The sequence below is a fragment of the Paenisporosarcina sp. OV554 genome, assembly GCF_003058165.1.
GTDB lineage: Bacteria > Bacillota > Bacilli > Bacillales_A > Planococcaceae > Paenisporosarcina.
Window position 1 is genome coordinate 34,904 of sequence record NZ_QBUC01000016.1, and the last position, 26,242, is coordinate 61,145.

Genomic DNA, 26,242 nt, shown 5'->3' on the forward strand with positions numbered 1-26,242 from the left:
AGTGGCCGGTTTTGCTTCTATTAATTTGACCATTCGCTTGTCATTAAAAGTTGTAAATCAAAATATTTATCATTCAAGAATCCCCTATATCCAGTTAATCTACTAAAAGAAAAGTGTAAGCTATTACTTCATGAAGGATTTAATTATTAGAATTATTGAAATATTACAAGCTTTACAAAAAGATTAATGCAGGGCATCAATTTGATAACATTATTAATATGTACAAAATGCGACATCTTTTTACAAGACCTTTGGTATAAGATGAGCTTTGTGCAATACTATTAACTGAAAAAGAGGAATGATTAAAAATGAAAAGCAAGTTCTTATTAGGGCAAATTATATTAAAAAAGAAAGTTATGTACCATAGAGCAAAACATTTTGGTTATACGCATTCTAGTGTTATATCATGTAGTCAAGAACTTGATATATTACTTAATCAATACCATGAAATTCAAGGATCTTTTAGACATACGACCATATGACTTTCACAGGACATGATAAAGTTCACTAATATAATTACAAACAAGAGCAGGGGAAAGAGAGACAAGCTTCCTTCTGAACAAAAAAAGAGTCGTTCGAATTCGAACGACTCTTTTTATTAATTATTATTTACGAAGTGCTTTCATAATAAAGCTAACGATGAAGATTAAAATAATTGCACCGATTAAAGCTGGAATGATTTGAATGCCGGCAACTGCTGGTCCGAAACTGAATAACATTCCGCCGATCCAAGCACCAATAATACCAGCAATAATGTTACCAATAATTCCGCCTGGCACGTCTTTACCTAAAATAAGTCCAGCTAACCATCCAATAATACCACCGATAATAAGATATAATATAAATTCCATTATGTCATCTCCTGTTCAAAAAATATTTTTTCTTGCTTACTTAATAGATAGCCTAATTTGATAATGTTCAAACCACTATAAAAAAATACTTTAAAAGTGGTGGATATCAGTTATAAAAAATGTGGACAGTTACAAAACAATATTTATAAAACAAATCCCCCAACAAACTCTGTTTGCTAGGGGATTTTTATGCTTGTTACTAGCTAAATGACACACTATTCGGTGGAGCAAAGCAACTGCAATAATCTGAGAAATTACTATAATAATTGCTTCCTTTAGCTCTAGGTGCGTCGATGGAAGGTGCTAAATTACCCTGTTTCAAGTATAAGGATAGGTACTTAAGCATGTTGACTAATGCTATTGTAATCATTTACCATTACCAATGTAATTGATAACGATTATCATTATCAATATCGTTTTATGGACTCATTAATAAAATTCAAGGATAGCGGAAAGTGAGAGTTGAAATGACGATGATCCGTACTGAAAATACAGAACTGACAAAGATAAAGTTTTTGAGTGATGAAGAATCCGAAACGTTAGATTACCTTAAGCGGGAAGAATCTGAACTGGAGGAATCATATATAAAAAATATTCAAGCTGGAAGAAGAGGAATCTCACAACGTCTTTTTCAAGCACTTATTAGAGAACAAATCATTGAAGACAAGCGAATTACATGGCTGACAGGTAAGAAAAACAGCATTTCTATAAAACTACCTAGTGGAAAAGTGATTCACGCTGACATTAAAAAGCGGCATTCACTCGGACGATTTGATGTAGCTAGTGATTTATTAGTTCAAGATGAAAAGGTTTCTAAGATTCTCGCACATCCCGTGGAGCTTCTTGAGTTGTTAAGAAAAGAAGGGTTATTAAAAGAAGCAACAGCAGAACAGTTTCATCGCTTTAAATTGGAAATTCTAAATGGGGCTGCTAACTTCACATTAGCCTTAACAGGTGCAGACCGAAGAAAAACGGATCTATCTTATACAGCTAATTTATTACATATTCAAACTTCACTTGAGTGGGTCATGTATCAGAAAAAAATCGATAAAAGGTTCAGTCCTCTTGCTTTTTATGAACAATGGGTTGTTGAAGGCCATCCGCTCCATCCAGGTACCAAAACTAAGTTCGGTGTTGATACGGCAGATGTCATCAAGTACTCACCAGAATGGGGAGGTAAACCACAGGTTGCATTTGCAGCTGTTGCGAAAGAGTATTGCCGGACCACATCAATTGATGAACAATCCGTTACTAGTCTTTTATATCAAGAATATGAGGGACTACAGTCTGCTGTAGAAGAAACTTTACAAAGGATTGGCTTGCAAGCTGATCAGTTTGAAGTAATTCCCGTTCACCCTTGGCAGTTTGAACATACATTACCTACTTTGTACAAAGAAGAAATCGAGATGAAGAGAATTGTTCCTATTTCAAGTTTCTGTATTCCAACACAGGCGTTGGTTTCTTTTCGTTCGCTAGCGCCCATCCAACATCGCGGAAAAGGACGACACCATATTAAAACAGCGGTCAATATTCAAACTACTAGTGCTGTACGTACCGTTTCTCCTAATTCTGTAGAGAACGGACCCATTCTTTCGAAAATAATGGCCAGCATTCTAGAAAAAGAGAATGCTTTTAAAGGTCGTTTTGTTGTATTACAAGAACGGGCAGGTGCTTATTACAACCCACTTACATCATCGCTGTCAGAAGAAGATAGCTGGACAGTTAAAGCGAATTTAGGGTCACTTTTACGGGAGAATCCTGAGAACCATATTAAAGAAGAAAACGAAATACCGATGGCGGCTGCAGCGCTTCTTGCGGAGTCACCCATTAGTGGCAAGCTTATTGCCGCTGAACTGATTGAGGAGCTAGCTGGCCACTATCAGTTGTCCGATCAGAAAGAGGCAGCGTTATTATTTATCCGAAAATATGCAGAGACATCACTACCAGGCTTTCTGACGTTAATGGTTCGGTATGGCATTAGTTTAGAAGGGCATATGCAAAATAGTGTGAGTGTTTTTCGAAATGGCGAGCTAGTACGTATTTTATTAAGGGACTTCGGAGGTATCAGAATTTTGCCGGAGAGATTAGAGAAGCATGGATATGATGCGAAGTTTTATCCTGGTTCATCGATCGTCACGGATCAAGAAGGCCAATTGAGAAATATTATTTCGTATTCCGTAATTCAAAATCATTTCGCCGAATTGATTACAAGCCTTGTTCGATCCTTGGAAATAGATGAGGACAGGCTATGGGAGCAGGTCGCAATCGTTTGTAAAGATGTTTTTGAAGACCTGAAGAAGGATTCTTCCATTACACAACAAGCTGAGGCAGATGAACACGAACTTTTTCAGCCAACAATACATTTAAAAGCATTGACGACTATGCGTCTGCAGGGGGAAATCATGGCTTACACATTTACCCAAGTCCCGAACCCCCTGATGAAATGGAATGGGGAGATTCAATCATGACGACAATTTCAACATTACTTCCCGAAAAAAATACAATCCCAACAGAAGATAAGAATTTCAGCCAGGAGCATTTATTGAGTGATGAGTTTACCATTCTTCATTTTCTGAAGGATAATTTCCCAGACATGGCTCCTGCTTATGAATTATCAGTTGAAAAAGGTCGCCAAGGAATTTTAAACCGCCTGGTAGGATCGATGGTACGTGAAGATATCATGGGGTTAACGTCAGATTCATATGATTTGTTCGTGATGGACACGTCTTATGCAATAAACGTTCCAGTCATTAATGATTTTTGGAAAAATGTAATGAAGGAACTACACACATACGGCTTGAAAAATGGTGACACATACAAACTATATCCACTTTGCGAAAAGAATTGTCTGTTGATTCCGGTAGGTCCAACCTATGCGTTCAACCGGACAGAAGTGGATGGACAGATTTTACAAGTTTCTACCCTCGGAATTACACCAATTGATAACGCGGTGGAACTGCTTTATTTGATGCAGGTGAAAGAACAATCTCACAAGGAAAAAGGGCAAAGATCATGGGTGAAACTGGCGGGAGAATTAACGAATGGTAGTGCGAACCTGTCACTTTCCTATACTTTCTGGGAGTTGAAGAAAAAAGACCTTCAGCAAAAAGCAGATGAACATGAAATCACCAATACAATCGATTGGGTGTTATTCAGAAAGAAACAAGATCCTGGATTTGATTCGAGCCTGTTTTTTGAACAACTGAGTATTGAAGGACATAACCTTCACCCAGGCGCCAAGACGAAAGTGGGCATGGATCCAGAAGATGTGTTTCGTTATTCCCCTGAATTTGATGGAGCAGCGGATTTACAATTTGTCGGGATTCGAAAAGATTACGCTGAATGGAAACAGGAAGAGGAGAAGGAACAGAATGCAAATGCTTTTCTTTTTAACGAGTATCCAGAGTTGCCAATAACAATCGAAAAACAATTTGCAGCATGCCAACTTGAAGTAAATGATTATGTGTTTGTCCCTGTGCATCCTTGGCAAATGGAACATGCGATACCTGACATTTATGAAACTGAAATTCTACAACAAATCGTCATACCTATACATGGTCTAAAAATTCCAAGTGGGGCAACGTCTTCTTTTAGAACTTTAGTACCTTTGAAGGCAGGGGCCAAACACTCGATAAAAGTAGCGGTCAACAGCCAGATGACATCTACTGTCCGTTCCATATCGGCTAATACAACCAATAATGCTGCGGTAATCACACGCCTTATCCGTTTAGTCATGAAGCGGGAACAACAGCTTGCTAAGAACTTTATCCCAGTATGTGAATGCGCTGGTTATAATTTTAAACTGAACAAAACAGAAGATCTTTCAGATAATCAAAAATTAAAAAACAGGAATTTATCTGCAGTGTTACGGGAGAATGTCGAAACATTTGTAAACGTGGACGAAGTGGCAATCGTTGGCAGCTCCCTTTTTGGTCAATCACCGATCACGGAAAAAACAATTCTTGTTGAGTTAATTGAGAAGTATGCAGAAGAACGTAAGGAACCTTCCCTCCGCAAGGCAGCATTTCAATTCGTTTCCGAATATGCATCAATTGCACTGCCAGGCTTTTTGAGACTCATGGTAAAGTATGGGATAGGTCTAGAAGGACATTTGCAAAACAGCGTGATGGTGTTCAAAAATGGTCGCCCTGTTCGAATGCTGTTCAGAGACTGGGGAGGTAGCAGAATCTTTCAAAACAGGCTCGAACAAGCAGGATTACAAACCGAATTTTATCCGAATTCAGCAACTGCAACAAATTGTTTAAAAGAAATGCATAACAAAGTTTTTTATACGGTATTGCAAAATCATTGTGGAGAATTGCTATTGCAGGTGTGCCAACAATTCGGACTGCTAGAAGAAGAGTTGTGGCAGGAAATTCATGTGATTTGTGAAACGGTTTTTGATCAGCTTGAAACCACAACATATGCTGGAAATGCCCGTATAGACAGAGCGGCTTTTTATCAGGAAAAAGTAGATTATAAAGCACTGACAAAAATGCGGTTGGAACCGGAAGGAAAGGATTATTCGTATACAAGTGTACCTAATCCTCTTTTTGAATGTCACCGGAAGGAAGTATAACTTTACATGGCAAATGTAGTGATTCAATCTCAGCAAACGTCACGTTTTGCCCTTCACTCAAGAGTATTTCAGATTTTTATGACGGGCAGCTTGGTAACGCGGGTAGGGGATTGGATGGATTTAGTCGCCTTGAACTGGGCGGTGCTTCAGTTAACAAATTCTCCACTGATGTTAGGGGTAGTGAATGCTTGTCGCTTACTGCCTACTTTTTTACTTAGCGTACCAGCAGGGCTATTGGCTGATCGCTATGATCGACGAAAACTATTAATCTACATTCAACTAGCAATGATGTTCTTGACGTTTTTCCTAGGTTATCTGGTGGATTCAGGACCCGCATTATTTTGGGTGTTTATCCTGATTGTCACGCTACGGTCGATGCTTGCAGCGATGGATTCGCCCATCCGCAATGCTTTATTGCCAAACCTTGTGCCGCCAAACGCTATGTCTAGTGCAATCGCGATAAATACGCTGGTCATCAATCTTTCTCGTATTATTGGACCGGCGATTGCTGGAATGTTGCTGGCCGTTACGGATATTGCCAATTTATTTTATATCAATGCGTGGGGGACATTAGGCGTACTAGTGTCCTTGCTCATGATTCGTTCTCATGCTGTCCCGAAATTTAATAAGAAAAATAGAGAAAAAACAACGTTCAGAGAGGCATCAGATTATGTGAAAAGTCAGCCTTCCGTTCAATCATTGCTCATGTTGGCTATTGTACCCATGGTATTTGGCTTTCCTTACACAACGATGATGCCGCTTTTTGCTCGGGACCTATTAAATCTTGGGCCAGAAGGGTTTGGACTGCTTCTGTCTATTTCATCAATCGGTGCTTTGGTAGGGGCAACCTGGCTGTCAATCGGCAAAGAAATTAAAGGTGCAGGTAAGTGGTTAATCTGTTCCATTATGGGATTTGGTTTATCTTTGCTATTATTTATCGCTGCTCAAAACTTCTTACAAGCAGGGATCGCTATGTTTCTGGTAGGTTTAACAAGCCAAACGTACCGGACGATGAGCCGTATAACGCTTCAAGTGCATGTTCCCGACCAACTGCGCGGTAGGGTATTGAGCATTGCGTTAATGGATAGAGGATTTATTCCATTAGGAGCCATCTTTTTAGGTGCTATTGCAACATGGGCTGGCACCACTTGGGCAGGTGTTGTGATGGGGGTTGGCTGTATTGCGATCACATCAATTGTATTAACGATAAGACGTCAAATATGGAATTTGTAAGGAGTGTACAATTAAATGATGGAGAATACCGTGAAAACGCTAAGGATGGAACAAGAAAAACCGTTCTGTGCTTATTTATATGACTTACCAAAGCTCCGCAACCATGTTAATCAGCTAATCACATCACTCCCTTCAGTAAGTCGCTTATTTTATGCGATAAAAGCGAACTCAGATGAGACACTTCTTAGAGCCTTAGCGCCCATCGTTCATGGATTTGAAGTGGCTTCTCTAGGGGAAATAGAAAAAGTCCGGGCTATAGACAAACACATTCCGATACTTTTCGGCGGGCCTGGGAAAACACAGGAAGAAATTGAAGGAGCCATTACTCACAAAGTGACGCTTCTAAATGTGGAGAGCCTACATGAGTTACAGCTCGTTAATTACGTCGCCAGTCAAAAAGGGATCAATGTGGATATTTTGCTGCGTGTCAATTTACGCAGTTCAGTACCAAATGCGCGATTGAAAATGGCAGGTGTACCTACACAATTTGGGATTGATGAAATACACATACCAAATGCGATTGAGTCGGCTAAAAGTTTATCAAATATTACCCTCTGCGGTTTTCATTTTCATGCGATGTCTAACAATATTGATGCCAAAGCTCATGCTGAATTTGTGGACCGTTGTTTTGACTTATCAAAAATGTGGGGAGAAACCTTTGAATTAGATATTTCCTACTTAAATGTAGGTGGGGGCATCGGCATCAATTATCTGGATCTAGAAAATCAGTTTGACTGGATGGACTTTATGGAGCGTTTAAACACAGTACTGGCCAAGCACAAAGACGCCAATTGGAAAGTGCTGTTTGAATGCGGTCGTTACATCACGTCTTCGTGCGGCTACTATGCAGCGGAAGTATTAGATATTAAGCAAAATCATGGCGAATACTTTTGCGTCGTACGTGGGGGAAGCCATCACCTCAGACTTCCCGCAGCCTGGAAACAAAGTCATCCTTTTACCATCATACCAATAGAAAAATGGCCATACCCCTTTAAACGACCCGAAATAAAGGAAGCGGTCGTAACAGTGGCAGGAGAGTTATGTACGCCAAATGACATATTGGCTAGAGATATCGACGTCCCACGTCTAAGTGCGGGAGACATCCTGCTTTTTAGCTATGTAGGAGCTTACGGATGGGCTATTTCTCATCATGACTTTCTCAGTCATCCACATCCGGATCATTATTATATAGAAGCGATGACGCGAAAATGGATAACGTAGAAATAAACCGGGCTTTTGAAAATCAATATGTATAAATAACAAATGCTTTCCAACTGATGAAATATCAGCTAGAGGGTATTTTTTGTATTCATCTTTGACAGTAGCTGCGACAAGAGGTAAACATGTGTTTTAAAAATGGGCGAGGTTCTTGATAACGGTTTCTTGGAATATTCTTAATACGACAAGATAAAAAGCCAACCGATATAAAAAGGGGCATTGCAAGACGTTTACATTACCTAATAGAAAGGGAGTGGAGCGATGGAATGGTCGTACTGGAAAGTGATCTTGAAATATGGCCATGTCGGACAACGAAAAGAAGTCAGTGTAGCACGCTATTTAACAATGCCAAACCAAAGTATGCTACTCGATGTCATGGTAGAAGCCCAACACATGCCAGGAGTAAAAGCGAGAGGCATACTGTCCGCAAGACGCATTACACTAGATGAATACCTAATTGGTCATCGAGAAGAAGCTGAGAACTTGTATTTGCAGAAACTGAAGGCATTTCATAAAATAACTAGCTGAGGAAATCAGCAAACGAATTAAAGTAACTAAAAAACGAAAAAAATAAACCCTATTTATAATCACCTAATGGGGAAGGGTTTCCGGGTCGCTTTGGACTGCCACTGCTGCACCATAACCTAGAGAATGAGAGAGACGAGCGAAAAATTACGCTCGTCTCTCTTTCTTATGAGCAATCCTTCGGCAGGTGTCCTCTTCAACCCGCACACTACTAGTGTATAGGTTTTGGTTAACTAAACAAAAGACACCTTCTCTACAAATAGAAAGCGGGGGAAGATGCAATTTCGGCCGCTGTTTGCGTTGAAAAAAATTGAAATAGCTTCCTAAATGTAATGTAATTACTTAAGATTATTAATAATAGCATATGTTGATGTTGGTAGAGGATGCACTCAACATCTCCATATCATCGGCTAGATGGTTAGTAATCCACCGGTCTCAGTCATCCTCAACCTCTATCAAGTAGTACCCTTTATCAAACCCACCATGTTTTTCCAACTTAGCTAGTCTCACTGCTTGAAGTATGAAGAGATGAATTATCGTAAGTACCTAAACCCTCACCGTATTCACGGTGAGGAAGTTGATATCGATGACACAACCAACACAATTAACAGTAAGAATAATTTTTCATACAAAGCCTAAATGATTCTAATTTATCTTTTTAAAAAATTTAGTCATTGAAGGATGCAACTGGCAACGCACATTACTGGAACTAGATAAAAACGAAGAAGTGAAATTCGTCGTGTAGCATTAGCAAAGTCAGAGGAAAGTATCCTCGAAATGGCGAAACAGGCTAGATTGGCTTAAACTTAAAACTAAAAAATAGGACGTGATACAGATGTTAAAAGAAAAACTAAAAGCTGAATTCAAGTCTGCCATGCGAAATAAAGAAGTCTTGAAAAAAGGAATTTTGACCATGATAATTTCCAACATTACTACCGCTGAAAAGGAAAAAGGAACGGAATTGACGGAAATTGAAGTGTTGGCTATCGTTCAAAGAGAACTCAAGCAGACAAAACAAGCTTTGGTGGAAGCTGAAAAAGCTGAACGCCAGGACAATATCGACTATGGAAAAGAAAAAATCGCCATCATCGAAAGCTACTTGCCACAAATGATGACTGCTGATGAAATTCGTGCGTTGCTTGTTGAGAATGGTATTGGTTCTGGTACGAACATGGGTGAAGCCATGAAGGTTATCAAACCACTTGTAGCTGGTAAAGCAGACAATGCGTTGGTTTCAAAAACGGTCAAAGAAGTTATCGCTTAATCAAAAACAAAATGGAAAAATGAAGTGTGATGAAGGACGGGCGAGCTAACTTCCGAGTCGGGGTGTTATGTCAACTTGTTGTGCATACGTGTTACAAGTCAGTTCAGCTTTCGAATCGAGGGATTACGGATTGAGCTCTTATAGAATGGAATATAATGTTAAAGTATTAAGAAGGGGTGGATGTTAGTGATGCTTGTGGGACCTTTCCTGATGGCTCTTATACCAGGGATTATTATTTTGATGCTTACATGGGGGTTCAGTAAAAAAGGCTTTTCCTTATTTGAAGGATGTTGCCTGGAATCCTAGCAATTATAGCTGCTGCCATTCTCTTCTATATTGGTTTTGTTAACATTAGAGGATTTGAAGGCGCAGGTTATGGTATTCTTAGTTTCTTTTTAATTATTTTTGCAATTATATCTTTTGTTGTTGGAAAAAAAGATACAACTGTTGGACTACGGTAAGAGGAATTAATCAACGGTGCGATCTATAACGAGGGATTGCTAAGTTTTTCTTCAACTAATGGTTATCTAATTAAGTAGTCGAATATTCCCTCATCCGGGGGTATAGTCCATAGGAATAAATAAGGAGGAATAAAAATGCTCCTCAAAAAAGTATTCATGCGAGGGTACATTATTTATGTTATTGCTTTAATTATTGGTTGGTTGGTTGTTGAACCAAAAGATATCTTTCTTCCAGTCATCACACTAACTTTGATTTTTGGGGTTTTTAATATATACATATTTTTAAAAACCCCAAATGTAAAAAAACAATAAAAAAGATATTCTTTTATTTTCACCATTAAACTTTGTCGTTTGTAAGATTATTATATGGATCCGACCATAACTTGAGTATTGAGATAACGGGTTTAGTTGAACAATTAGCTGCCTTTACTGAAGTGACCCCATAAAGTTAGACAGTATATTTCGTTAGGCTGCTTTTTCGGCATGTTCTCGGTATTTTACCGGGCTCATGCCTTTTAATTTGGACTTAATCCGTTTGTGGTTGTAGTAAGTAATATAGATTTCTAGTTTCTTCTTAAACTCTTCAATGCTTTCAAACTTCTTCAAGTATAAAAACTCCGATTTAAATATGCCGAAAAAGTTTTCTATCACCGCGTTGTCATAACAGTTTCCTTTACGAGACATGCTTTGTGTTATGTTCTTTTTTTTGAGGGCATGACAGTAAGGTTTCATTTGATAGTGCCAACCTTGATCAGAATGCAACAAGAGTTTATCCCCATCTGATAAACGTTCAAACGCTTGGGTTAACATCGTTGAGACAAGTGAATAGGTAGGTCTCGATCCTAGGGTATACGTAATGATTTCTCTATTGTATAAATCTAATACAGGCGATAAATACAATTTCTCACCGAACAATTTAAATTCAGTAATGTCTGTAACCCACTTTTCATTAGGCTTCTCAGCAGTAAAATTACGGTCCAAAATGTTTGGGGAAATTGTCCCTACCTTCCCTTTATAAGATCGATATTTCTTTATACGAATCAATGATTTTAACCCTAATTCACTCATGATACGTTGTACTTTTTTGTGATTCACTTTAAATCCACGATTGGCTAGTTCATCTCGAATACGACGGTAACCATATCGACCTTCATGCTCATCATAAATAGAATGAATCAAAGTGTGTAAACTCGTATCCACAAGAGGGTTTATTAATTTTTTTCCCAATAATAATAGGTGCTTCGCTTAATTCCTGAGATTTGTAGCAGAATGGCTAATTCATGTTTTTTCCTTAGTTCAAGAACTACTTTCGATTTTTCTTGAGATGTAATCCTTTTTCCTGAGCTAAGGCTTGGAGCTTTTTTAAATAATCGTTCTCCGCTCTCAAATAGTTAACTTCTTCTTGAAGTGCTTCAACAGAATCTGATGATTGAGCTATTTTGGTTCCTTTTTTAATTTCTTTATTCATAGAACGACGCCCCTTTTTCTTTGGTTGTAGGGCGTCTATCCCGCCTTCTTCAAGATCGATTCTCCACTTGCGAATCAAACTGGGAGAAGGGATGTTTAGTATTGCGGCGGTTTCGTTAGACGACGTCCCATTTTCATCCATATAGTTAAGTACGTCAAGTTTATCCTGTACGGAATAGCTTGTATAGGATTTCTTTAGTCCTTGGGGACCATGATGTTGATAATGATAGACCCAGTTTCCAACAGTGTATTTAGAAGTACCTATTTCTTTCGCAAGCGCTTGAAAACTTTTAATGCCATCGATGTATTTTAATACAGTCGATAACTTTACTTCATAAGTAAATTTGGTCATAAAAAAACTGCACCTCCAATTGTTAGTTGAGTCTAACAATTGGGGTGCAGTTCACATCGGTAAAAACGAGCTTATTTGTAAAATTCTTGTGGGTACAATTGAACCTCATATCTTAGCAGATTTTCAAAAAAGATGCCGCGAGCTTGGTATTACGGATCAATTTTAGAAATTGGTTCAACTTATGGATTTTTCTCATACAACAACTTTACCAGGATTGCATATGTCTAATATCAAAAAAGAGCTACTAACAGTTATGCTTTACTTCATTTTATTAGGACAATTCATCCCAAAGGAGCACGATTTTCACGAAAATATCAAACTCACTGCCCCACCTTCATTTTTAGAGTTAGCATCAAAGAGCGTGGATAAAAAAACTTTAAAGCAATTATTAAACAATTTAGAAAGTGTATATTAAAAAATATGAGGCCTATCGAAACTAACTATACTGTAGTTACCTTAATGTTCGAAACTTGAGTGCGTTTATACGAGTTTACCCGGCTTAATTATGTTGTTTTAAATATCGTTACGAGCTGACATAGATGCATTGTGGCAAAATGTAAATGGCACCTGGAAAGCCAATCATTCATGTGGTCATGATGCACATACAACCGTTTAAAGGGCTTACTATTCATTAAATTCTAAAAAAACAGAAAATAATATTGTTTTTAATCTTCCTAGTGATTACTATCATTCTTTTTATAATTTAGAAGAATGAAAGAGATTTATACTAAAATTTATCTGAAAATTCATTTAATGGAGGGAAGCAAATGTTAATAGCTCAAAGTATGACTACATTTGAAGAATCAGCTCAAAAATTAATTGATAAATATCAAATTCCAGGTGTTGCTCTTGGTATTGCTAAAGATGGGAAAATTGATTATGAAAATGGATTTGGTTATTCAAACGTGGAGAACAAAAAGCCGGTAACGATGGATACGGTATTTGGAATTGCCTCAGTAACTAAATCCTTTACATGTGTTGCCATTATGCAACTCCAAGAATCAGGGAAACTAAATGTTCATGACCCAGTTGTGAAATATTTCGAAAATTTTAAAACTCCTTCTAAATTCAAAAATAAAATTAGCATCCATCATTTCATGACACATTCTGCTGGCATTCCACCATTATCAACTTTAGTATACGCAAATAAACGAAGTTTTGATGAAGATCCATCTGTAAATGATTATCCAGGTTTGAAAATTAGTGAAGATGAAGAGCAAGGTCCAATTGATACCTATGAACAACTGTTAGAGTATATAGGGAAACAAAAATATGAACTATTAGGTGAACCAGGCAAAGAATTTAGTTATTCTAACGATAGCTATGCATTACTTGGTGCAATTATTGAGAAAGTTAGTGGTCAAAAGTATGAGGATTACATTGAAGAACACATTTTAAAGCCTGCTGGAATGATTCATTCTTGTTGTAGTGTGGAAGACCTAGATGGTTATGAAGATATAACCTCTTTATACGCAACAAGAAAAAGTGAAAGTGGAGAAGAAGTTTACGAAGCACCTGTATGGTGGAAATCACCTGCAATGCTTGCTGCTGGCTATTTGAAATCCACTGTAAATGATATGTTAAATTATGCTGAAATTTTTAGAAATAAAGGAAAAGTTGGAGATAATCAACTTCTAACTCCAGAAAGCGTAAAAGCCATGATTACGCCTCATATTGAATGTGCACCAGGAGTGTTTTATGGTTATGGATTAATGCTTACACCAGATTATTATGGGGGAACTTTAGTCGAACATGGTGGAAACTTGAAAGCAATTTCTTCTTTAATGGTAGTTGTACCTGAAAGAGGCATTTCAGGAATGGTGCTGACGAACTTAGCAGGTGTACCTGCAACAACTATTCTTAAGGGAGCTTTGAATGTTTACGAAGGTAGAGATTTTGATGCTCTAACAACTAAAAAAGAAGATTACACGTACACTGATGAGCAATTAAAAGAATTCGAAGGTAAATATGTATCGAATGAAGGTATGAGTTTAGAGGTGAACGTGAAGGATTCTAATTTGGAATTCTCAGTTCCAGGATTTATTTTTCAGGTGAAAAGCATCGGAGCAGATTTATTTTCAGCTAAAATAAAAGATCAGAATGAAGTCATTCGTTTTGTTAGGAATGATTCAGGAGAGATATACCGTGTAGCCTATCACTTTAGACAGTTTCCGAAAGTTGAGAAATAACGAATAAAAGCAATCAATCCTTAGCTATTCTTAGATAGCTAAGGATTTTATTTTACTAACAGTTAAATAAAGCTTTAAGTTACTAGTTTTTATAATGTTACACAAAAAGACCGATTGAGGTCTTTTTTCTTTGATAAAACTCATAAACATCTTAAAATAATCTCCCATTTTTAATTAAATAGGTTATGGCAATGGAGGATTGACTATATTAGTGACTATTTAAGTAGCGAAACCTTATAAACAAAAGAGTAGCATAATGGATAATATCGTACTTATACAAGTTTTCAAACGATCACTGTACTTAGAATTTCAAATATATTGGATGAAAGGAAACATATTTGAAGTAGCATATCAATTTACTACATGGCTTCTGGTTTGAGCTGAATATAAATTCAGAATCGGTATTGCCTCGTTTTAGCTCAGAAAAGGACTCGTAAAATTGATCCAGTTTTTTGTTTCATAGCCATTGCATGGCACATGGATAAGAAAAGGGATTGTGAATCTAAAATAAACAGAAATAATAATCATTTTTATAAAAGAGTATTGCGAAAATTTTTATAATTCTTTACAATAAATGAAACCGCGTTTCACATAGTGAAACATAAAAGGGGTGTTTCTATGGTTTCAAAAATAATGGAAGTCAAAAATTTGCAAGTTGGAATCAATCATGATAATCGTGATGTCGCGATTGTTAATGGAATAAGTTTTCATTTAAATAAGGGTGAAACTTTGGGCATCGTTGGTGAATCTGGTTGTGGGAAAAGTATGACGTCTCTATCGTTAATGGGATTGTTACCGCCCGGTGTACGTTGGCAAGATGGGGATATTCAAGTCGATAAATTGCAATTTAAAAACTTTAAGAATAAAGATTGGCGAAAAGTACGAGGGAAAAAAATCTCGATGATTTTCCAAGAGCCAATGAGTTCCTTGAATCCGGTTTATACGGTCGGCGATCAAATTATGGAAATGGTATTAAATCACGAGAATGTCTCTAAGAAACTAGCACGCGTGCGAGCATTGGAAATGTTGCATTTAGTAGGGATTCCGAGACCTAATCAAGTGCTGGACGAATATCCACATCAGTTGTCTGGAGGTATGAGACAACGGATAATGATTGCAATTGCATTATCATGTAATCCTGAAATACTAATTGCGGATGAACCGACAACTGCTCTCGATGTAACGATACAAGCACAAATTTTAGAGTTAATGAAAAAAATTCAAAATCAGTTACATATGTCCATCGTGTTAATCACACATGATTTAGGCGTAGTTGCTGAAATGTGTGATCGCGTAGTAGTAATGTACGCTGGAGAGATTGTAGAGGTAGCGCAAATCGTGAATTTGTTCGATTCACCGAAGCATCCCTATACACAAGGCCTGTTAAAGTCACTTCCTGATATCAATGTACAAAAAGAGTATTTATCTTCTATTCCAGGTGTGGTTCCCGCACCTGGAAATATGCCAATAGGATGCAGATTTGCACCGCGTTGTCCGATGGCTCATGAAAGATGCAAAGAAGCCCCTCCTTTGCTAACAACCTCGGATGGTTCAGAAGTACAATGTTGGTTGTATGATGACGGTGCCGAAAAGGAGGAGATTCGGTGAATAGTGAACAAGATGTATTGCTAAAAGTCGATAACTTAAAAAAATACTTTCCGATAAAAGGTGGCGTTTTCGGAAAAAAAACGCTGCAATATGTAAAAGCGGTAGATGACATTTCATTTGAAGTAAAGCGCGGTGAAACATTTGGAATCGTTGGTGAATCGGGTTGCGGAAAAAGTACGGCTGGCAGGACGATTATGCGCTTGCTGGAACCAACGGGCGGTGATATTTATTTTGAAAGCAAAAATTTAGCGAATCTCGATAAAACACAAATGCGAAAGATACGAAAAGATATTCAAATCGTGTTCCAAGATCCATTTGCTTCACTGAATCCACGTATGCGTGTGTTCGACATTATTGAAGAACCGTTAATCAATTTTGGCGTGACAGACCGTCAAGAACGAGTAAGGAGAGTTCATGAAGTAGCGGATCAAGTGGGACTTACACTAGCGCAGTTAAAGCGATTGCCTCATGAATTTTCAGGGGGGCAAAGGCAGCGGATTGGGATTGCGCGTGCGTTAATCTCTAAACCAAAGCTTATCATTGCTGATGAGCCAGTATCAGCTCTCGATGTATCGATTCAATCACAAGTACTGAACTTAATGAAGGATTTACAAAAAGAGTTTGGCTTAACTTATATTTTCATCTCGCATGATTTAAGTGTAGTGAAGCATTTCTGTGACCGTATAGGTGTGATGTATTTAGGGAAAATGGTTGAAATTGCAGGGAAACATGAACTGTATGGCCGACCTCTTCACCCCTATGCGGAAGCTTTGTTATCAGCATTGCCAAGTTCACATCCGCTTAACAAAAAAGAACGGATTATATTAACCGGAGATGTGCCAAGTCCTGCAAATCCCCCAAGTGGCTGTACGTTCCATCCAAGGTGTTTTTCGTGCATGGATATTTGCAAAACGGTAAAACCGACCCTGTTGGAAGTTGAAAATAATCATCAAGTATCTTGTCACTTGTATCAAGATACTGGAATTGTTGAAAATAACCCTCAGGATTCTCCTCTCTTGTATCAAGAGGCCGGAGTTGAAATTAGATGAGTAAAACCATAGAAAAAGGCTTACAACTTTTGGACTTATTTACGGAAGATAAACCTTCATGGCGGCTTGAGGAAATCTCTACAGAAAAAAAAATTCCGAAAGCAACCGCACTCCGGATTCTTCGAAGTTTCGTGGAATATGGGTATTTGCAAAGAATACCGGTTGAACGAAATGGTGTATTAATTGATGGAGATTCGTACTCATTAGGACTGAAACTTCTCCAACTAGGAGAACTAGTTGCAAGCGGTTTAGAAATTCGCCAAATTGCCTTGCCTTACATGAGATTATTACAATGTAACTTTAATGAAGCTGTGCAGTTAGTGACAAGAGAAAAACTAGAAGGTGTTTATATTGAAAAAGTAGAGAGTACGAGACCTGTCAGATTGTATACACGTGTTGGCAGGTTGGCTCCTTTATACGCAGGAGCATGTACACGAACACTTTTATCTTTTTTGTCCGATGAAGAAATTAATGAAATCTTACATCAAACAATGAATGTGTATGCAAGCAATACGCCAAAAACGAGTGAAGAAGTGTGGCAACGTATTGAGGAAACACGAAAAAGTGGTTTCGCATATAGTAATTCCGAACTGGAAGAAGGCACAGTTTCAATTGCCGTGCCTATCTTCAATCGTAAAGGTATTGTGGAATTTTCCATTAGTATTGCCGGATTTGCAACATCTTTGCCAGAAGAAAATATTGACAAGTATATTGAACCTTTATGGGAAGTTGCAGCACATATTTCAAATAAAATCGGTTTTTCAAGGCCATATCCGTATGGTCCTCACATGATAAAAATTAATAATAAGGGGATGGAGATATGAAATTACGGGGATGGAAAACGCTGATATTATTAATGGTCCTAACACTATTTCTAGCAGCATGTTCAGGAGGTAGCAGTGAGACAGGAAAAGGAAGTGACTCGCCAACTGGAAAAAATCCAGCGAGCGACCGTGGAAATGAAGTTGTTATCGGTTTATCAAGTGATCCCCAAAGTTGGGATCCAATTGATACATTCTTGCTTGACTGGAGTACAGTTGCAACTTCTGTTTTTGAAGGTTTAGTGGAACGTTCACTAGATTTAGAGTTACAACCAGGACTTGCTGAGAGTTGGGAATACCTGGATGATTCGACTTTGGAATTTAAGTTACGTCAAGGGGTTGTGTTCCATAACGGAGAACCGTTTAATGCGGATGCAGTTAAGTTCACTTTCGATCGTTTATTAGGTGAAGAAGGTCAGAAAGGTCCTCAATATTCAAACTATAAATCAATTAAAGAGGTTGAAGTGGTAGATGAATTTACTGTAAAAATGCATCTGCAAAGTCCAGATCCAGTATTATTGACAAAATTAGCAGGTTACGGTGCGGTAATCGTTCCTCCTAAATATGTACAAGAAAAAGGCGATGATCATTTTAACAATAACCCAGTTGGTACTGGTCCATTTAAAATGACGGAATATAAACGCGATCAGCAATTCGTTTTGGAAAAGAACGCAGATTACTGGAAAGAAGGACTTCCTAAGTTAGACAAAGTTACATTTAAAGTAATTCCAGAATCGTCTACTCGTTTGGCAGAACTTCAAACTGGTAAAATTGACATCATGAAACGAGTAGAAGTAGCACAAGCGGCTACCGTGAAGCAGTCAGACTTCCTTGAATTGAAGGATGTAGGAACGCCAACAGTTTTCTCTCTACGTTTTGACACTGCTCAAGAACCAATGGATGATGTACGTGTTCGACAAGCAATTAACTATGCAATAGATAAAGATGCTATTATTAAAGAAATTTTGGGAGGTTTTGGAAAACCAATCAGTACATTCCAAAGTGATTTATCATTTGGTAACAATCCTGATTTAAAACCTTATCCATATGATCCGGAAAAAGCGAAAGCATTACTAGCGGAAGCTGGAGTTGCCGAAGGAACGACACTTGAAGTCTTTATCCCTGGTAACGATGGAAACTTTAAAGAAATTACCCAAGCTGTTTCATTTTATTTAGAAGAAGTGGGAATAAAATTAAACATTAACAGTGTTGATGGCACAACATTAATCTCTGACTTGATTCCAAAAGGCGATGCGGGTCATATGTATCGTAATGGTTGGGGTGGATGGACACTTGATTACGACAATACAGCGTATTTAATGTATCACGAAGGTGAACAATGGAATCCAACTTTCAAAGATGAAAAAGTGGAAGAATTGTTAGCTGCTCAACGTGCAACAGTGGACCAAGAAGAACGCGAAGCTATATTTATGGAATTAACAACATTACTTTATGAATTAGCACCAGAAGTAAACTTATATCAAGCAGTTGATTTATATGCTGTAAATAAACGTGTAGAAAACTTCCAACCGCCTCATGAAGATCGTATGCGTTTAGAAGAAGTAACTGTTAAATAGTTTCTAGTAATAGAGATAGTATGGTCCTCATACTATCTCTTTCTTTTAAAAGGGGACGGAGGAAAAACCATGTTAGCTTACGTTATTAGAAGATTGTTACATACCATATTAGTTGTTTTTGTAATATCATTAATTATTTTCTTTTCAGTCCGATTGACAGGTGATCCTGTATCCGTAATGTTTTCTGCTGGAGAGCCTTCAAAAGAGGCTATTGCAGAATTGCGCAGTAATTTAGGGTTAGATAAACCTTTAGCGATTCAGTACGGTATCTTTTTAAAGGGGTTATTGACACTTGATTTCGGTGAATCTTTCCGAAGTGGAATGCCAGTCGGAACATTAATATTTGAAAGACTGTGGGCAACAATCGCCCTTGCCTTGGGGGGAATTTTCGTTGCAATCCTGATTGCATTTCCTGTTGGTATATTATCGGCAGTCAAACGGGGTACAGGGGTAGACTTTTTTGGACGTATTTTTTCTTTAATTGGGATTTCATTTCCGAACTTCTGGTTAGGAATTATGCTTATTTTGGTTTTTAGCGTTCAATTGCAATGGTTGCCATCATCAGGTTTTGAAAGTATTAAACATTTAATCTTGCCTTCTATTACTCTAGGTATGATTCTCTCTGGGATACTTGCAAGACTAGTCCGTTCATCGATGTTGGAAGTTTTGAACCAACAATATATTTCGACAGCGAAATCAAAAGGGATTAGTGAATGGTCTGTGATTATTAAACACGGTTTCCGTAACGCCCTGTTGCCCACTGTCACTTTTTTAGGAATGCAATTTGGCTCTTTACTTGGTGGAACGGTGATTGTAGAACAAGTATTTTCTTGGCCAGGAATTGGTCGACTTATTATTGATGCAATCAATCAACGAGACTATCCAGTGATTCAAGGTGGCGTCATTTTCCTCGCCATTATTATGGTTGTGGTGAACTTACTTGTTGATTTGAGTTATTCATTAATCGATCCGAGAATTAAAGCTGGAAGGGGGAGTCAATAATGGCTACCTTACAAACAAATGAATTTGAGATTCAACCGAAAAAGTCACTAGTATCTAAATTCTTTCGATTTGTTAAAAAGAATCCTGCAGGGTTTATCGGGCTGATTCTTGTTTTCTTAAGTGTATGCGGTGCTTTATTTGCTCAATGGATAGTTCCTTTCGATCCTTCAGAAGCCAGCTTAACTTCTAGGTTAGACGCACCATCTTGGCAAGATCCAACGGGAGAGTCTCAATTTCTTTTAGGTGGGGATCAATTGGGGAGAGATTTACTTAGTCGCATTGTTTATGGCGCGAAAATCTCCTTGATGGTTGGGTTGTTTGGTGTACTTATTTCATTGGTTATAGGAACCGTAATGGGTTTAATTTCAGGGTATTTCGGTAAATGGTTGGATGACTTCATCATGCGTGTTGCAGATATCCAATTGGCATTTCCATTCATCCTTTTTGCAATCGTCGTCATGAGTGTATTAGGGACTGGAATTTGGAAAATTATCATTATTCTCGGGCTTACCTATTGGGTTGGATTTGCTCGTCTAATAAGAGGACAAGTTATTTCACTAAAGGAGCAAGAGTTTATACATGCAGCGAAAGCAATTGGAGGAACCAATTTTACCATTATCAGAAAACATATTTTACCTAATGTTATGTCGTCTATTTTTGTATTAGGAACCATGTATATTGCAGAATTTATTTTACTTGAAGCATCATTAACATTTTTAGGGCTAGGTGTTGATCCTACCATTCCTTCTTGGGGCGGGATGTTGGCAGATAGTCGAAACTATATTACTACTGCCTGGTGGACTGCTGTATTCCCAGGGGTAGCCATTATGTTAACTGTTTTAGGATTCAATTTATTAGGTGACTGGTTGCGCGATCGATTTGATCCGAATTTGAAATTGTAGGTGATCGGTAAATGGAGAATTTACAAAATATTTGGTCAACAGAAGGATTGCTTGTAGATAAAAATGATGATGGTGCAGTCGACGGTGTTTCCATTTATGTCGACTTGCCTAAAGATGTGCTGCCCAAAGGTCTGTTTGATTTTTTTGCGAGAATCGGACTGGAAACAACGGGTCTGTCCTATAATTTTTTTGAATTTACAAAGCAAAAAGTTATCATGAAATTTCAAAGAGATAGTGATAAAACATACGCTCACTTTGAACACAATAATTTAACGTGTTTCTATCGAAATGAACTTGAACTTTCCACACTACTTACAGACCTTGCATCTATTGATAAGGGGGAGAAAGAAAAAGTAGTAGAAGAAACGAAACGCTCGATTAATAGCTTATCTGATATATGGAGTTTTTCAGGGTTTGGCTCGTTTGAAGAAGCTTCTCCACATCATGTGCTAAGTTTGAACATTACAGTGGAAGATAAATTACAATCAATGAGTGTGTACAAAGAGTTATGCCATTTCATTGCTAGATGCGCTTTATACAGTACATCCATTGATTTACCCTTGACGAACAATGAACACGCACAGTTTCAATTCCATGTGAGCTATGGTGAAGAAACTAAACTTCGGTTATTGAATACAAATGAATTTGAATTGTCAGGTACCATTGAAAGTTGTTCCCTTGCATTAGATAGCTTGAACAGAAGCAAACACTGGAGTGAACAAGGCGAATTTGGGTATTGGGAACAAGAATTGACGTTGAATGAAAAAATGGAAGCTGATCTATGGTACGAGTCTACGTGGGAAGATTGTTCAGAGAAAGATTTAGTTCTCAGTAAACTCTCTGCTTCACAGCATGTTTCTAGTAATAATCTTGAAGTCTATCTTTCTGAACCACTCGATATTCGCAAAGATTTTGAGAAAGAAATCCAAGAAAAGTTTCCTGAAATGGAAATCACAACCGTTCGTTCTGCTTTTAAGACAGGTTTTCATTGGATCCGGGAAGAACTGCTTCCCAGCCTCAATCCAAACAGTATAGGTCTACACATATCCGTACGAAAAGATACAAATGCCAATGGATTGGAGTTACCAATTCGCTGGATACAAGAGCTGTATCCAATTGATAAAATCGTTGAAAAAAATACACATCTCTCCGCAGAGAATGTTACTTTTTCACTGCATGAACAATTGGATTTTACTTATCATGTTGAAGCTTTGTTTGAAAACGGACTGAGAGAATCAATCGGTGTTTTGGAAGTACCCATATCAAAAATTCCATATATTAATCAACATCAGTTTGCCTATCCGAGTACAGGTGCCGTCAAACTATATCTAGATCAATCATTAGTGGAAGAATATCCGATTTCTACAGATCGGGAAAGATTTTATTTGTATTACCTGAAAGAATTTTTACCGGATTTACAACAGAAGATTAACAAGTTCAATCCAGGCCAGGGTCACAATCGACCGTTGTTCGATCGAATTGAGATTGATGTCAAAATGAGTGAAGAAGAGGAAAAGCTTAACATTGATGAAGAAAGAACTTCTTCCCTAGAAGCTTTATATGAAGATTTATATTTTAATACGCTGGATTACTTTTCCAACTGGGGGATTGAGCTCACCGGTAAATCGTTTGATGCACCAGGTGGCGTACATCCATTCATGCATTTGGAAAGTGGTGCTAAACCGTCAGCGAGGATAAAGGTCTACAAATGGGATGATTTTGAACCTATTTATATCAAAACCAAACAAATAGATTTTAATCATTTAGGGGAATTTGTTTCTGCAATAGTATTGAAGCAAAACGCCGAGATAATGGTACCTATCCAAAAGCCGGAAATAAAGATGAAGGGTAAGGATCTAGGGAGTAGTGGTAAGGTAGTCATTGCAGAGCACTCTTACAAAGGTTCTCCAATCCCAATTATCGAATATTACTTGAAGTCGGGTGAGATGTTCGATTCCGCGATCAAACTGACCTTGTTTAAAAAGACCATCGTGATTGAAGCAGGGCATCATGCAAATGAAATTTCAAGTACACCTGCTGCACTGAAATTAATGAATATGGCAGATGGATACCTAAAAAAAATGAATGTTGTTATCATCCCAAATGCAAACCCAGATGGTTTTCAGTTACTCCAAAAAATGATAGAAGAGCATCCAGAGTGGAAACATCATGCAGCTAGATACAACGCAGTGGGACTAGAATTTGCCCATGTTCGCTATCAACAGACGGTATTTGGGGAAGCCAATGTTCTGCCCCTTATCATGAAAAAATGGGCACCTGATATCGTGTTAGATGATCATGGGATTCCAGCGCATGAATGGGTTCAACCTTTTTCGGGCTATAATAGCCCACCGAGATTTCCCGTTTCTTATTTCTTACCGAGTGCCAAGATTTACGGAATCGGTCGAATTTCGGAAAAGGTGAATAAACAGATTCATGAGAACAACTTAGAGACAATTGTGCAGTCCATTAGCTCTAAAATAGCCGGTACATCAATTGCAGAAGAAAATGAGTATTGGAAACAACGATTTATTAAATATGGCCACCAATGGTTGCCAAATGTATTTCCAATCGAAGAAGCACCCCATATTCATTTTTATCGACAACAAACAGTTACTCCGGAGTATCCTACTGTAAGTATTCTTCGATACCCGAAATGGGTAGCTGCGGATATTATTTCTGAAGCAGCTGATGAAGTCGTTTATGGCAAATCGCTGGATGGTTGTATTGAAGCGCATGTATTATTTAACATAGGCATTCTGGAAGTTCTGCAAAATCAAAATACGGAAACAAACTCCGTAGGATTAACTAAATTCAGAGAACGACCAATCCAACTGGGAAATTAGGAGGAAATGAACATGAAAAAGTTATTATTAACAGGATTTGAACCATTCTTATCATTTACAGTCAACCCAACGATGAAAATTGTGGAAGATTTAGATGGTCTAGTAATTGGGGGTTACCAAATCGTCGGTAAAGTTATGACTGTTGATTTTAAATCCTCAGGTCAACAATTATTATCAAACATTGAAGCTGTTCAACCTGATGCTGTAATCTCGATGGGATTGGCAGGAGGAAGATATAAAGTTACTCCAGAACGTATTGCAATCAATTTCAAAGATGGTGCCGCTGATAATGAAGGGAACGTTCCAGTAGATGAGCTAATCCAGCAAGAAGGGACACCTGGTTACTTATCGACATTACCAATCCGAGCGATGGTTAATAAATTATTAGAACTTGGACTACCGGCAGAAGTGTCCAATACGGCTGGCACTTATTTATGTAACAATGTGATGTATGAAGGACTGCATTATGCAAATACAAAAAATCCATCAATGCCTTCCGGATTCATTCATATTCCAGCTTCGCATGAGTTAGGGATTCAACATGGAAATATACCAAGTTGGTCTCATGATGATTTGAAAAAGAGTATCGTTGCCTGTATAGAAGTATTGTCGGAACATGTGCAATAAGCCGTGATCATCTACCTTACAGGTGAAAAATAGATTCGTTTTAGTTTTGGAAATTGAATTTCACCTGTCTTACAAAACTTTATATACCACATCAAATGGTATTAAAGAAGTTTATGAACTTTTATAACTATCTAAGCCATTTGAAAACCAGTGAGGCGGAATTTTTCTGTTATGAAGAAGGACAATCTTTCTTCTAGGAATGATTACGCTCTCTCTGGTTTTTTTTAGTATGAGAGAGAAACATTGAGGCAGGCACTAAGAAAACACGTATTGATTTATATATTAAGACGGAGTTTCTTCTATTGTATAGTCCATTTATATAGGTAAAGCTATAAAGATTCTTTATACTCTCAAACTAATTTATAAAAATCGTGTTTTTACCCCAATTTCCTGCATGGCCTTCACAGTCGTTATCTCTTTTGATTCCACCGAAAGTGTCTAAAAAGGTATATCCACCATGACAATATCAACCTGAATGTTTATGTTGTTCCATAAGAAATTTTTATTATTCTCTAAGTAACGATAACCATCATTATCGTTACTTAGCAAAGCATTACTGCCAATCTCTATTAAGGTATTTCTTAAACGTGTGCATGAGTTGAAAATCAATTTGAGTTGATCTTCAACTCTTTTTTACTAAAGAGCATGATCTTTTTTATTGAGTAATGAAGGTGACTACTTCCTCATCCCGTTGTTATGTCAACCTACGGTGTATGCGGCATACACTTACGTGCAGCGATGGGATCGATGTTTTACGGATTAATCTCATGTAGCGAATCCAGTTTCTTGCATGCAAAAATTTTCGGGACTAGGTCTGATTTTCACCTTCACAGGATCTATAATGAGGAAAACTAAAAATAATTACATTAATGTGTTATAAGGCCAAAGAGGAGATTTAAAATGGACGATGTTTTTTATTTTTTTGAAAATTTTATATTTTGGTATTTACTAATTATTTGTTGGATATTATTAAGTCTTTCAGTACTATTTTTTATTATTGCTTTAATAAAAAAATCAAGGTTATTAATGGGAATCAGTGTTGCATTCATGTTACCCAATATCCTATTACTTTTCATTCAGGAAATTGAAAAAGTACTTTTGTATTTATTTATTCTGTGGTTTACTCTACAAATTTTCATGTTAATTAAACTTTTTAGAAATGAGAAAAAGAGTTTCTAAAAAAACTTTTCATTAATGGACAATGGACATATAAATTGAAGGTTAATAGACCTTGCTGCCCTTTCGGGCAGCAATGGAATGACTGTTTGTCGGATCGGATACAGAAGCGTGGGTGCTTAGTTAAACATCAAGGCTGTCTATCTGGCAGCTAATTGCACAACTTATATGTTCAACATTATCTTTCCTCAGCTGGGGCAAGTAAAAAAACTCATGATATATTTTAAGAAGGAGTATGGTATCATGACTTCAAACCCCTGACTGCCACGACTAGATTGTCGTGGCAGCCCAACTTTTTTTATCCCAAACCCCCTCGCCGGGTGGCAGGTTCTCACAACTTCCCGAAACGGATCCTTTTTTATTGGCTAACGGGTGCTTTTGTTGTGCGAAATGTTTCTAACTCAAATTGAAGATGGTCATATCTCTCAGATAAAAGTTAGACAGTTCCGTTGGAACTGAAGGATTATATCGAAAAGTCAAATGAGGGAATAACGT

The 26,242-nt window shown here is 37.6% G+C and carries 20 protein-coding genes and 3 pseudogenes; 20 read left to right on the forward strand and 3 right to left on the reverse strand.

Annotated features, from left to right (window positions below; genetic code table 11):
* Window positions 1-308: 308 nt before the first annotated feature.
* Window positions 309-482 carry an aspartyl-phosphate phosphatase Spo0E family protein gene (locus C8K15_RS13585; RefSeq protein WP_108586940.1) on the forward strand — a complete coding sequence of 58 codons (174 nt, stop codon included), beginning with the start codon at window positions 309-311 and terminating at the stop codon, window positions 480-482.
* 123 nt (window positions 483-605) lie between these two features.
* Here the strand turns inward: C8K15_RS13585 and C8K15_RS13590 are convergent, their stop codons facing one another.
* Window positions 606-851 carry a GlsB/YeaQ/YmgE family stress response membrane protein gene (locus C8K15_RS13590; protein WP_108586941.1) on the reverse strand — a complete coding sequence of 82 codons (246 nt, stop codon included), beginning with the start codon at window positions 849-851 and terminating at the stop codon, window positions 606-608.
* A 455-nt stretch (window positions 852-1,306) separates the two neighbouring features.
* Here C8K15_RS13590 and C8K15_RS13595 point away from each other — a divergent pair, with 455 nt between their 5' ends.
* The 8 genes from C8K15_RS13595 to C8K15_RS20360 all read left to right on the forward strand — a co-directional run bounded on the left by C8K15_RS13595 (window position 1,307) and on the right by C8K15_RS20360 (window position 10,443).
* On the forward strand, window positions 1,307-3,319 hold the full coding sequence (locus C8K15_RS13595; RefSeq protein ID WP_108586942.1) for an IucA/IucC family protein: 2,013 nt from the start codon (window positions 1,307-1,309) through the stop codon (window positions 3,317-3,319).
* A complete protein-coding gene (locus C8K15_RS13600) occupies window positions 3,316-5,430 on the forward strand; it encodes an IucA/IucC family protein (protein WP_108586943.1) in 2,115 nt (704 codons plus the stop codon). The genes C8K15_RS13595 and C8K15_RS13600 overlap by 4 nt, the downstream gene beginning before the upstream one ends.
* Window positions 5,431-5,436: 6 nt before the next feature.
* A complete protein-coding gene (locus C8K15_RS13605) occupies window positions 5,437-6,663 on the forward strand; it encodes an MFS transporter (RefSeq protein ID WP_108586944.1) in 1,227 nt (408 codons plus the stop codon).
* A 45-nt stretch (window positions 6,664-6,708) separates the two neighbouring features.
* Window positions 6,709-7,884: a type III PLP-dependent enzyme gene (locus C8K15_RS13610; RefSeq protein ID WP_233260492.1), complete on the forward strand. Its 1,176-nt coding sequence runs from the start codon at window positions 6,709-6,711 to the stop codon at window positions 7,882-7,884.
* 258 nt (window positions 7,885-8,142) lie between these two features.
* The gene (locus tag C8K15_RS13615; RefSeq protein ID WP_108586946.1) at window positions 8,143-8,409 is read left to right on the forward strand and encodes a hypothetical protein; all 267 of its coding nucleotides are present in this window, start codon (window positions 8,143-8,145) and stop codon (window positions 8,407-8,409) included.
* An 832-nt stretch (window positions 8,410-9,241) separates the two neighbouring features.
* A complete protein-coding gene (locus tag C8K15_RS13620; protein ID WP_108586947.1) occupies window positions 9,242-9,670 on the forward strand; it encodes a GatB/YqeY domain-containing protein in 429 nt (142 codons plus the stop codon).
* A 287-nt stretch (window positions 9,671-9,957) separates the two neighbouring features.
* Window positions 9,958-10,131 (forward strand): YesK family protein, encoded by a 174-nt coding sequence (locus tag C8K15_RS20850; RefSeq protein ID WP_233260493.1) that lies wholly within the window; start codon window positions 9,958-9,960, stop codon window positions 10,129-10,131.
* A gap of 135 nt (window positions 10,132-10,266) precedes the next feature.
* Window positions 10,267-10,443: a hypothetical protein gene (locus tag C8K15_RS20360; RefSeq protein WP_158268318.1), complete on the forward strand. Its 177-nt coding sequence runs from the start codon at window positions 10,267-10,269 to the stop codon at window positions 10,441-10,443.
* Window positions 10,444-10,596: 153 nt separating this feature from the next.
* On the opposite strand, the pseudogene C8K15_RS13630 reads toward C8K15_RS20360, so the two are convergent.
* Window positions 10,597-11,950: pseudogene (locus C8K15_RS13630) on the reverse strand (IS3 family transposase).
* Between the two features lie 169 nt (window positions 11,951-12,119).
* Between C8K15_RS13630 and C8K15_RS20365 the strand changes: the two are divergent.
* From C8K15_RS20365 to C8K15_RS13640, 3 genes and pseudogenes are all read left to right on the forward strand, one after another.
* Window positions 12,120-12,365 carry a hypothetical protein gene (locus C8K15_RS20365; protein WP_108586948.1) on the forward strand — a complete coding sequence of 82 codons (246 nt, stop codon included), beginning with the start codon at window positions 12,120-12,122 and terminating at the stop codon, window positions 12,363-12,365.
* Window positions 12,366-12,467: 102 nt separating this feature from the next.
* Window positions 12,468-12,563, forward strand: a pseudogene (locus tag C8K15_RS20855) (hypothetical protein); the annotation flags it as partial.
* A 154-nt stretch (window positions 12,564-12,717) separates the two neighbouring features.
* The gene (locus C8K15_RS13640; RefSeq protein WP_108586949.1) at window positions 12,718-14,139 is read left to right on the forward strand and encodes a serine hydrolase domain-containing protein; all 1,422 of its coding nucleotides are present in this window, start codon (window positions 12,718-12,720) and stop codon (window positions 14,137-14,139) included.
* A gap of 370 nt (window positions 14,140-14,509) precedes the next feature.
* On the opposite strand, the pseudogene C8K15_RS21510 reads toward C8K15_RS13640, so the two are convergent.
* A pseudogene (locus tag C8K15_RS21510) lies at window positions 14,510-14,590 on the reverse strand (hydrolase); the annotation flags it as partial.
* A gap of 167 nt (window positions 14,591-14,757) precedes the next feature.
* On the opposite strand from C8K15_RS21510, the gene C8K15_RS13650 reads away from it, so the two are divergent.
* The 8 genes from C8K15_RS13650 (at window position 14,758) to C8K15_RS13685 (ending at window position 24,571) form a co-directional block, all read left to right on the forward strand.
* Window positions 14,758-15,747, forward strand: a complete 990-nt coding sequence (locus tag C8K15_RS13650) for an ABC transporter ATP-binding protein (protein WP_108586950.1) — start codon at window positions 14,758-14,760, stop codon at window positions 15,745-15,747.
* Entirely contained in the window at window positions 15,744-16,796 is a 1,053-nt protein-coding gene (locus C8K15_RS13655; RefSeq protein ID WP_108586951.1) for an ABC transporter ATP-binding protein, read from the forward strand. Before C8K15_RS13650 ends, C8K15_RS13655 begins: the two co-directional genes overlap by 4 nt.
* Window positions 16,793-17,620 (forward strand): IclR family transcriptional regulator, encoded by an 828-nt coding sequence (locus tag C8K15_RS13660; protein WP_108586952.1) that lies wholly within the window; start codon window positions 16,793-16,795, stop codon window positions 17,618-17,620. The genes C8K15_RS13655 and C8K15_RS13660 overlap by 4 nt, the downstream gene beginning before the upstream one ends.
* Window positions 17,617-19,194 carry an ABC transporter substrate-binding protein gene (locus C8K15_RS13665; RefSeq protein ID WP_108586953.1) on the forward strand — a complete coding sequence of 526 codons (1,578 nt, stop codon included), beginning with the start codon at window positions 17,617-17,619 and terminating at the stop codon, window positions 19,192-19,194. The genes C8K15_RS13660 and C8K15_RS13665 overlap by 4 nt, the downstream gene beginning before the upstream one ends.
* 69 nt (window positions 19,195-19,263) lie before the next feature.
* Entirely contained in the window at window positions 19,264-20,196 is a 933-nt protein-coding gene (gene nikB / locus C8K15_RS13670) for a nickel ABC transporter permease (protein ID WP_108586954.1), read from the forward strand.
* Window positions 20,196-21,098, forward strand: a complete 903-nt coding sequence (locus tag C8K15_RS13675) for an ABC transporter permease (protein WP_108586955.1) — start codon at window positions 20,196-20,198, stop codon at window positions 21,096-21,098. Before nikB ends, C8K15_RS13675 begins: the two co-directional genes overlap by 1 nt.
* A gap of 11 nt (window positions 21,099-21,109) precedes the next feature.
* Window positions 21,110-23,944 carry a M14 family metallopeptidase gene (locus tag C8K15_RS13680; RefSeq protein ID WP_108586956.1) on the forward strand — a complete coding sequence of 945 codons (2,835 nt, stop codon included), beginning with the start codon at window positions 21,110-21,112 and terminating at the stop codon, window positions 23,942-23,944.
* Between the two features lie 12 nt (window positions 23,945-23,956).
* Window positions 23,957-24,571, forward strand: a complete 615-nt coding sequence (locus C8K15_RS13685) for a pyroglutamyl-peptidase I (protein WP_108586957.1) — start codon at window positions 23,957-23,959, stop codon at window positions 24,569-24,571.
* Window positions 24,572-26,242: the final 1,671 nt, after the last annotated feature.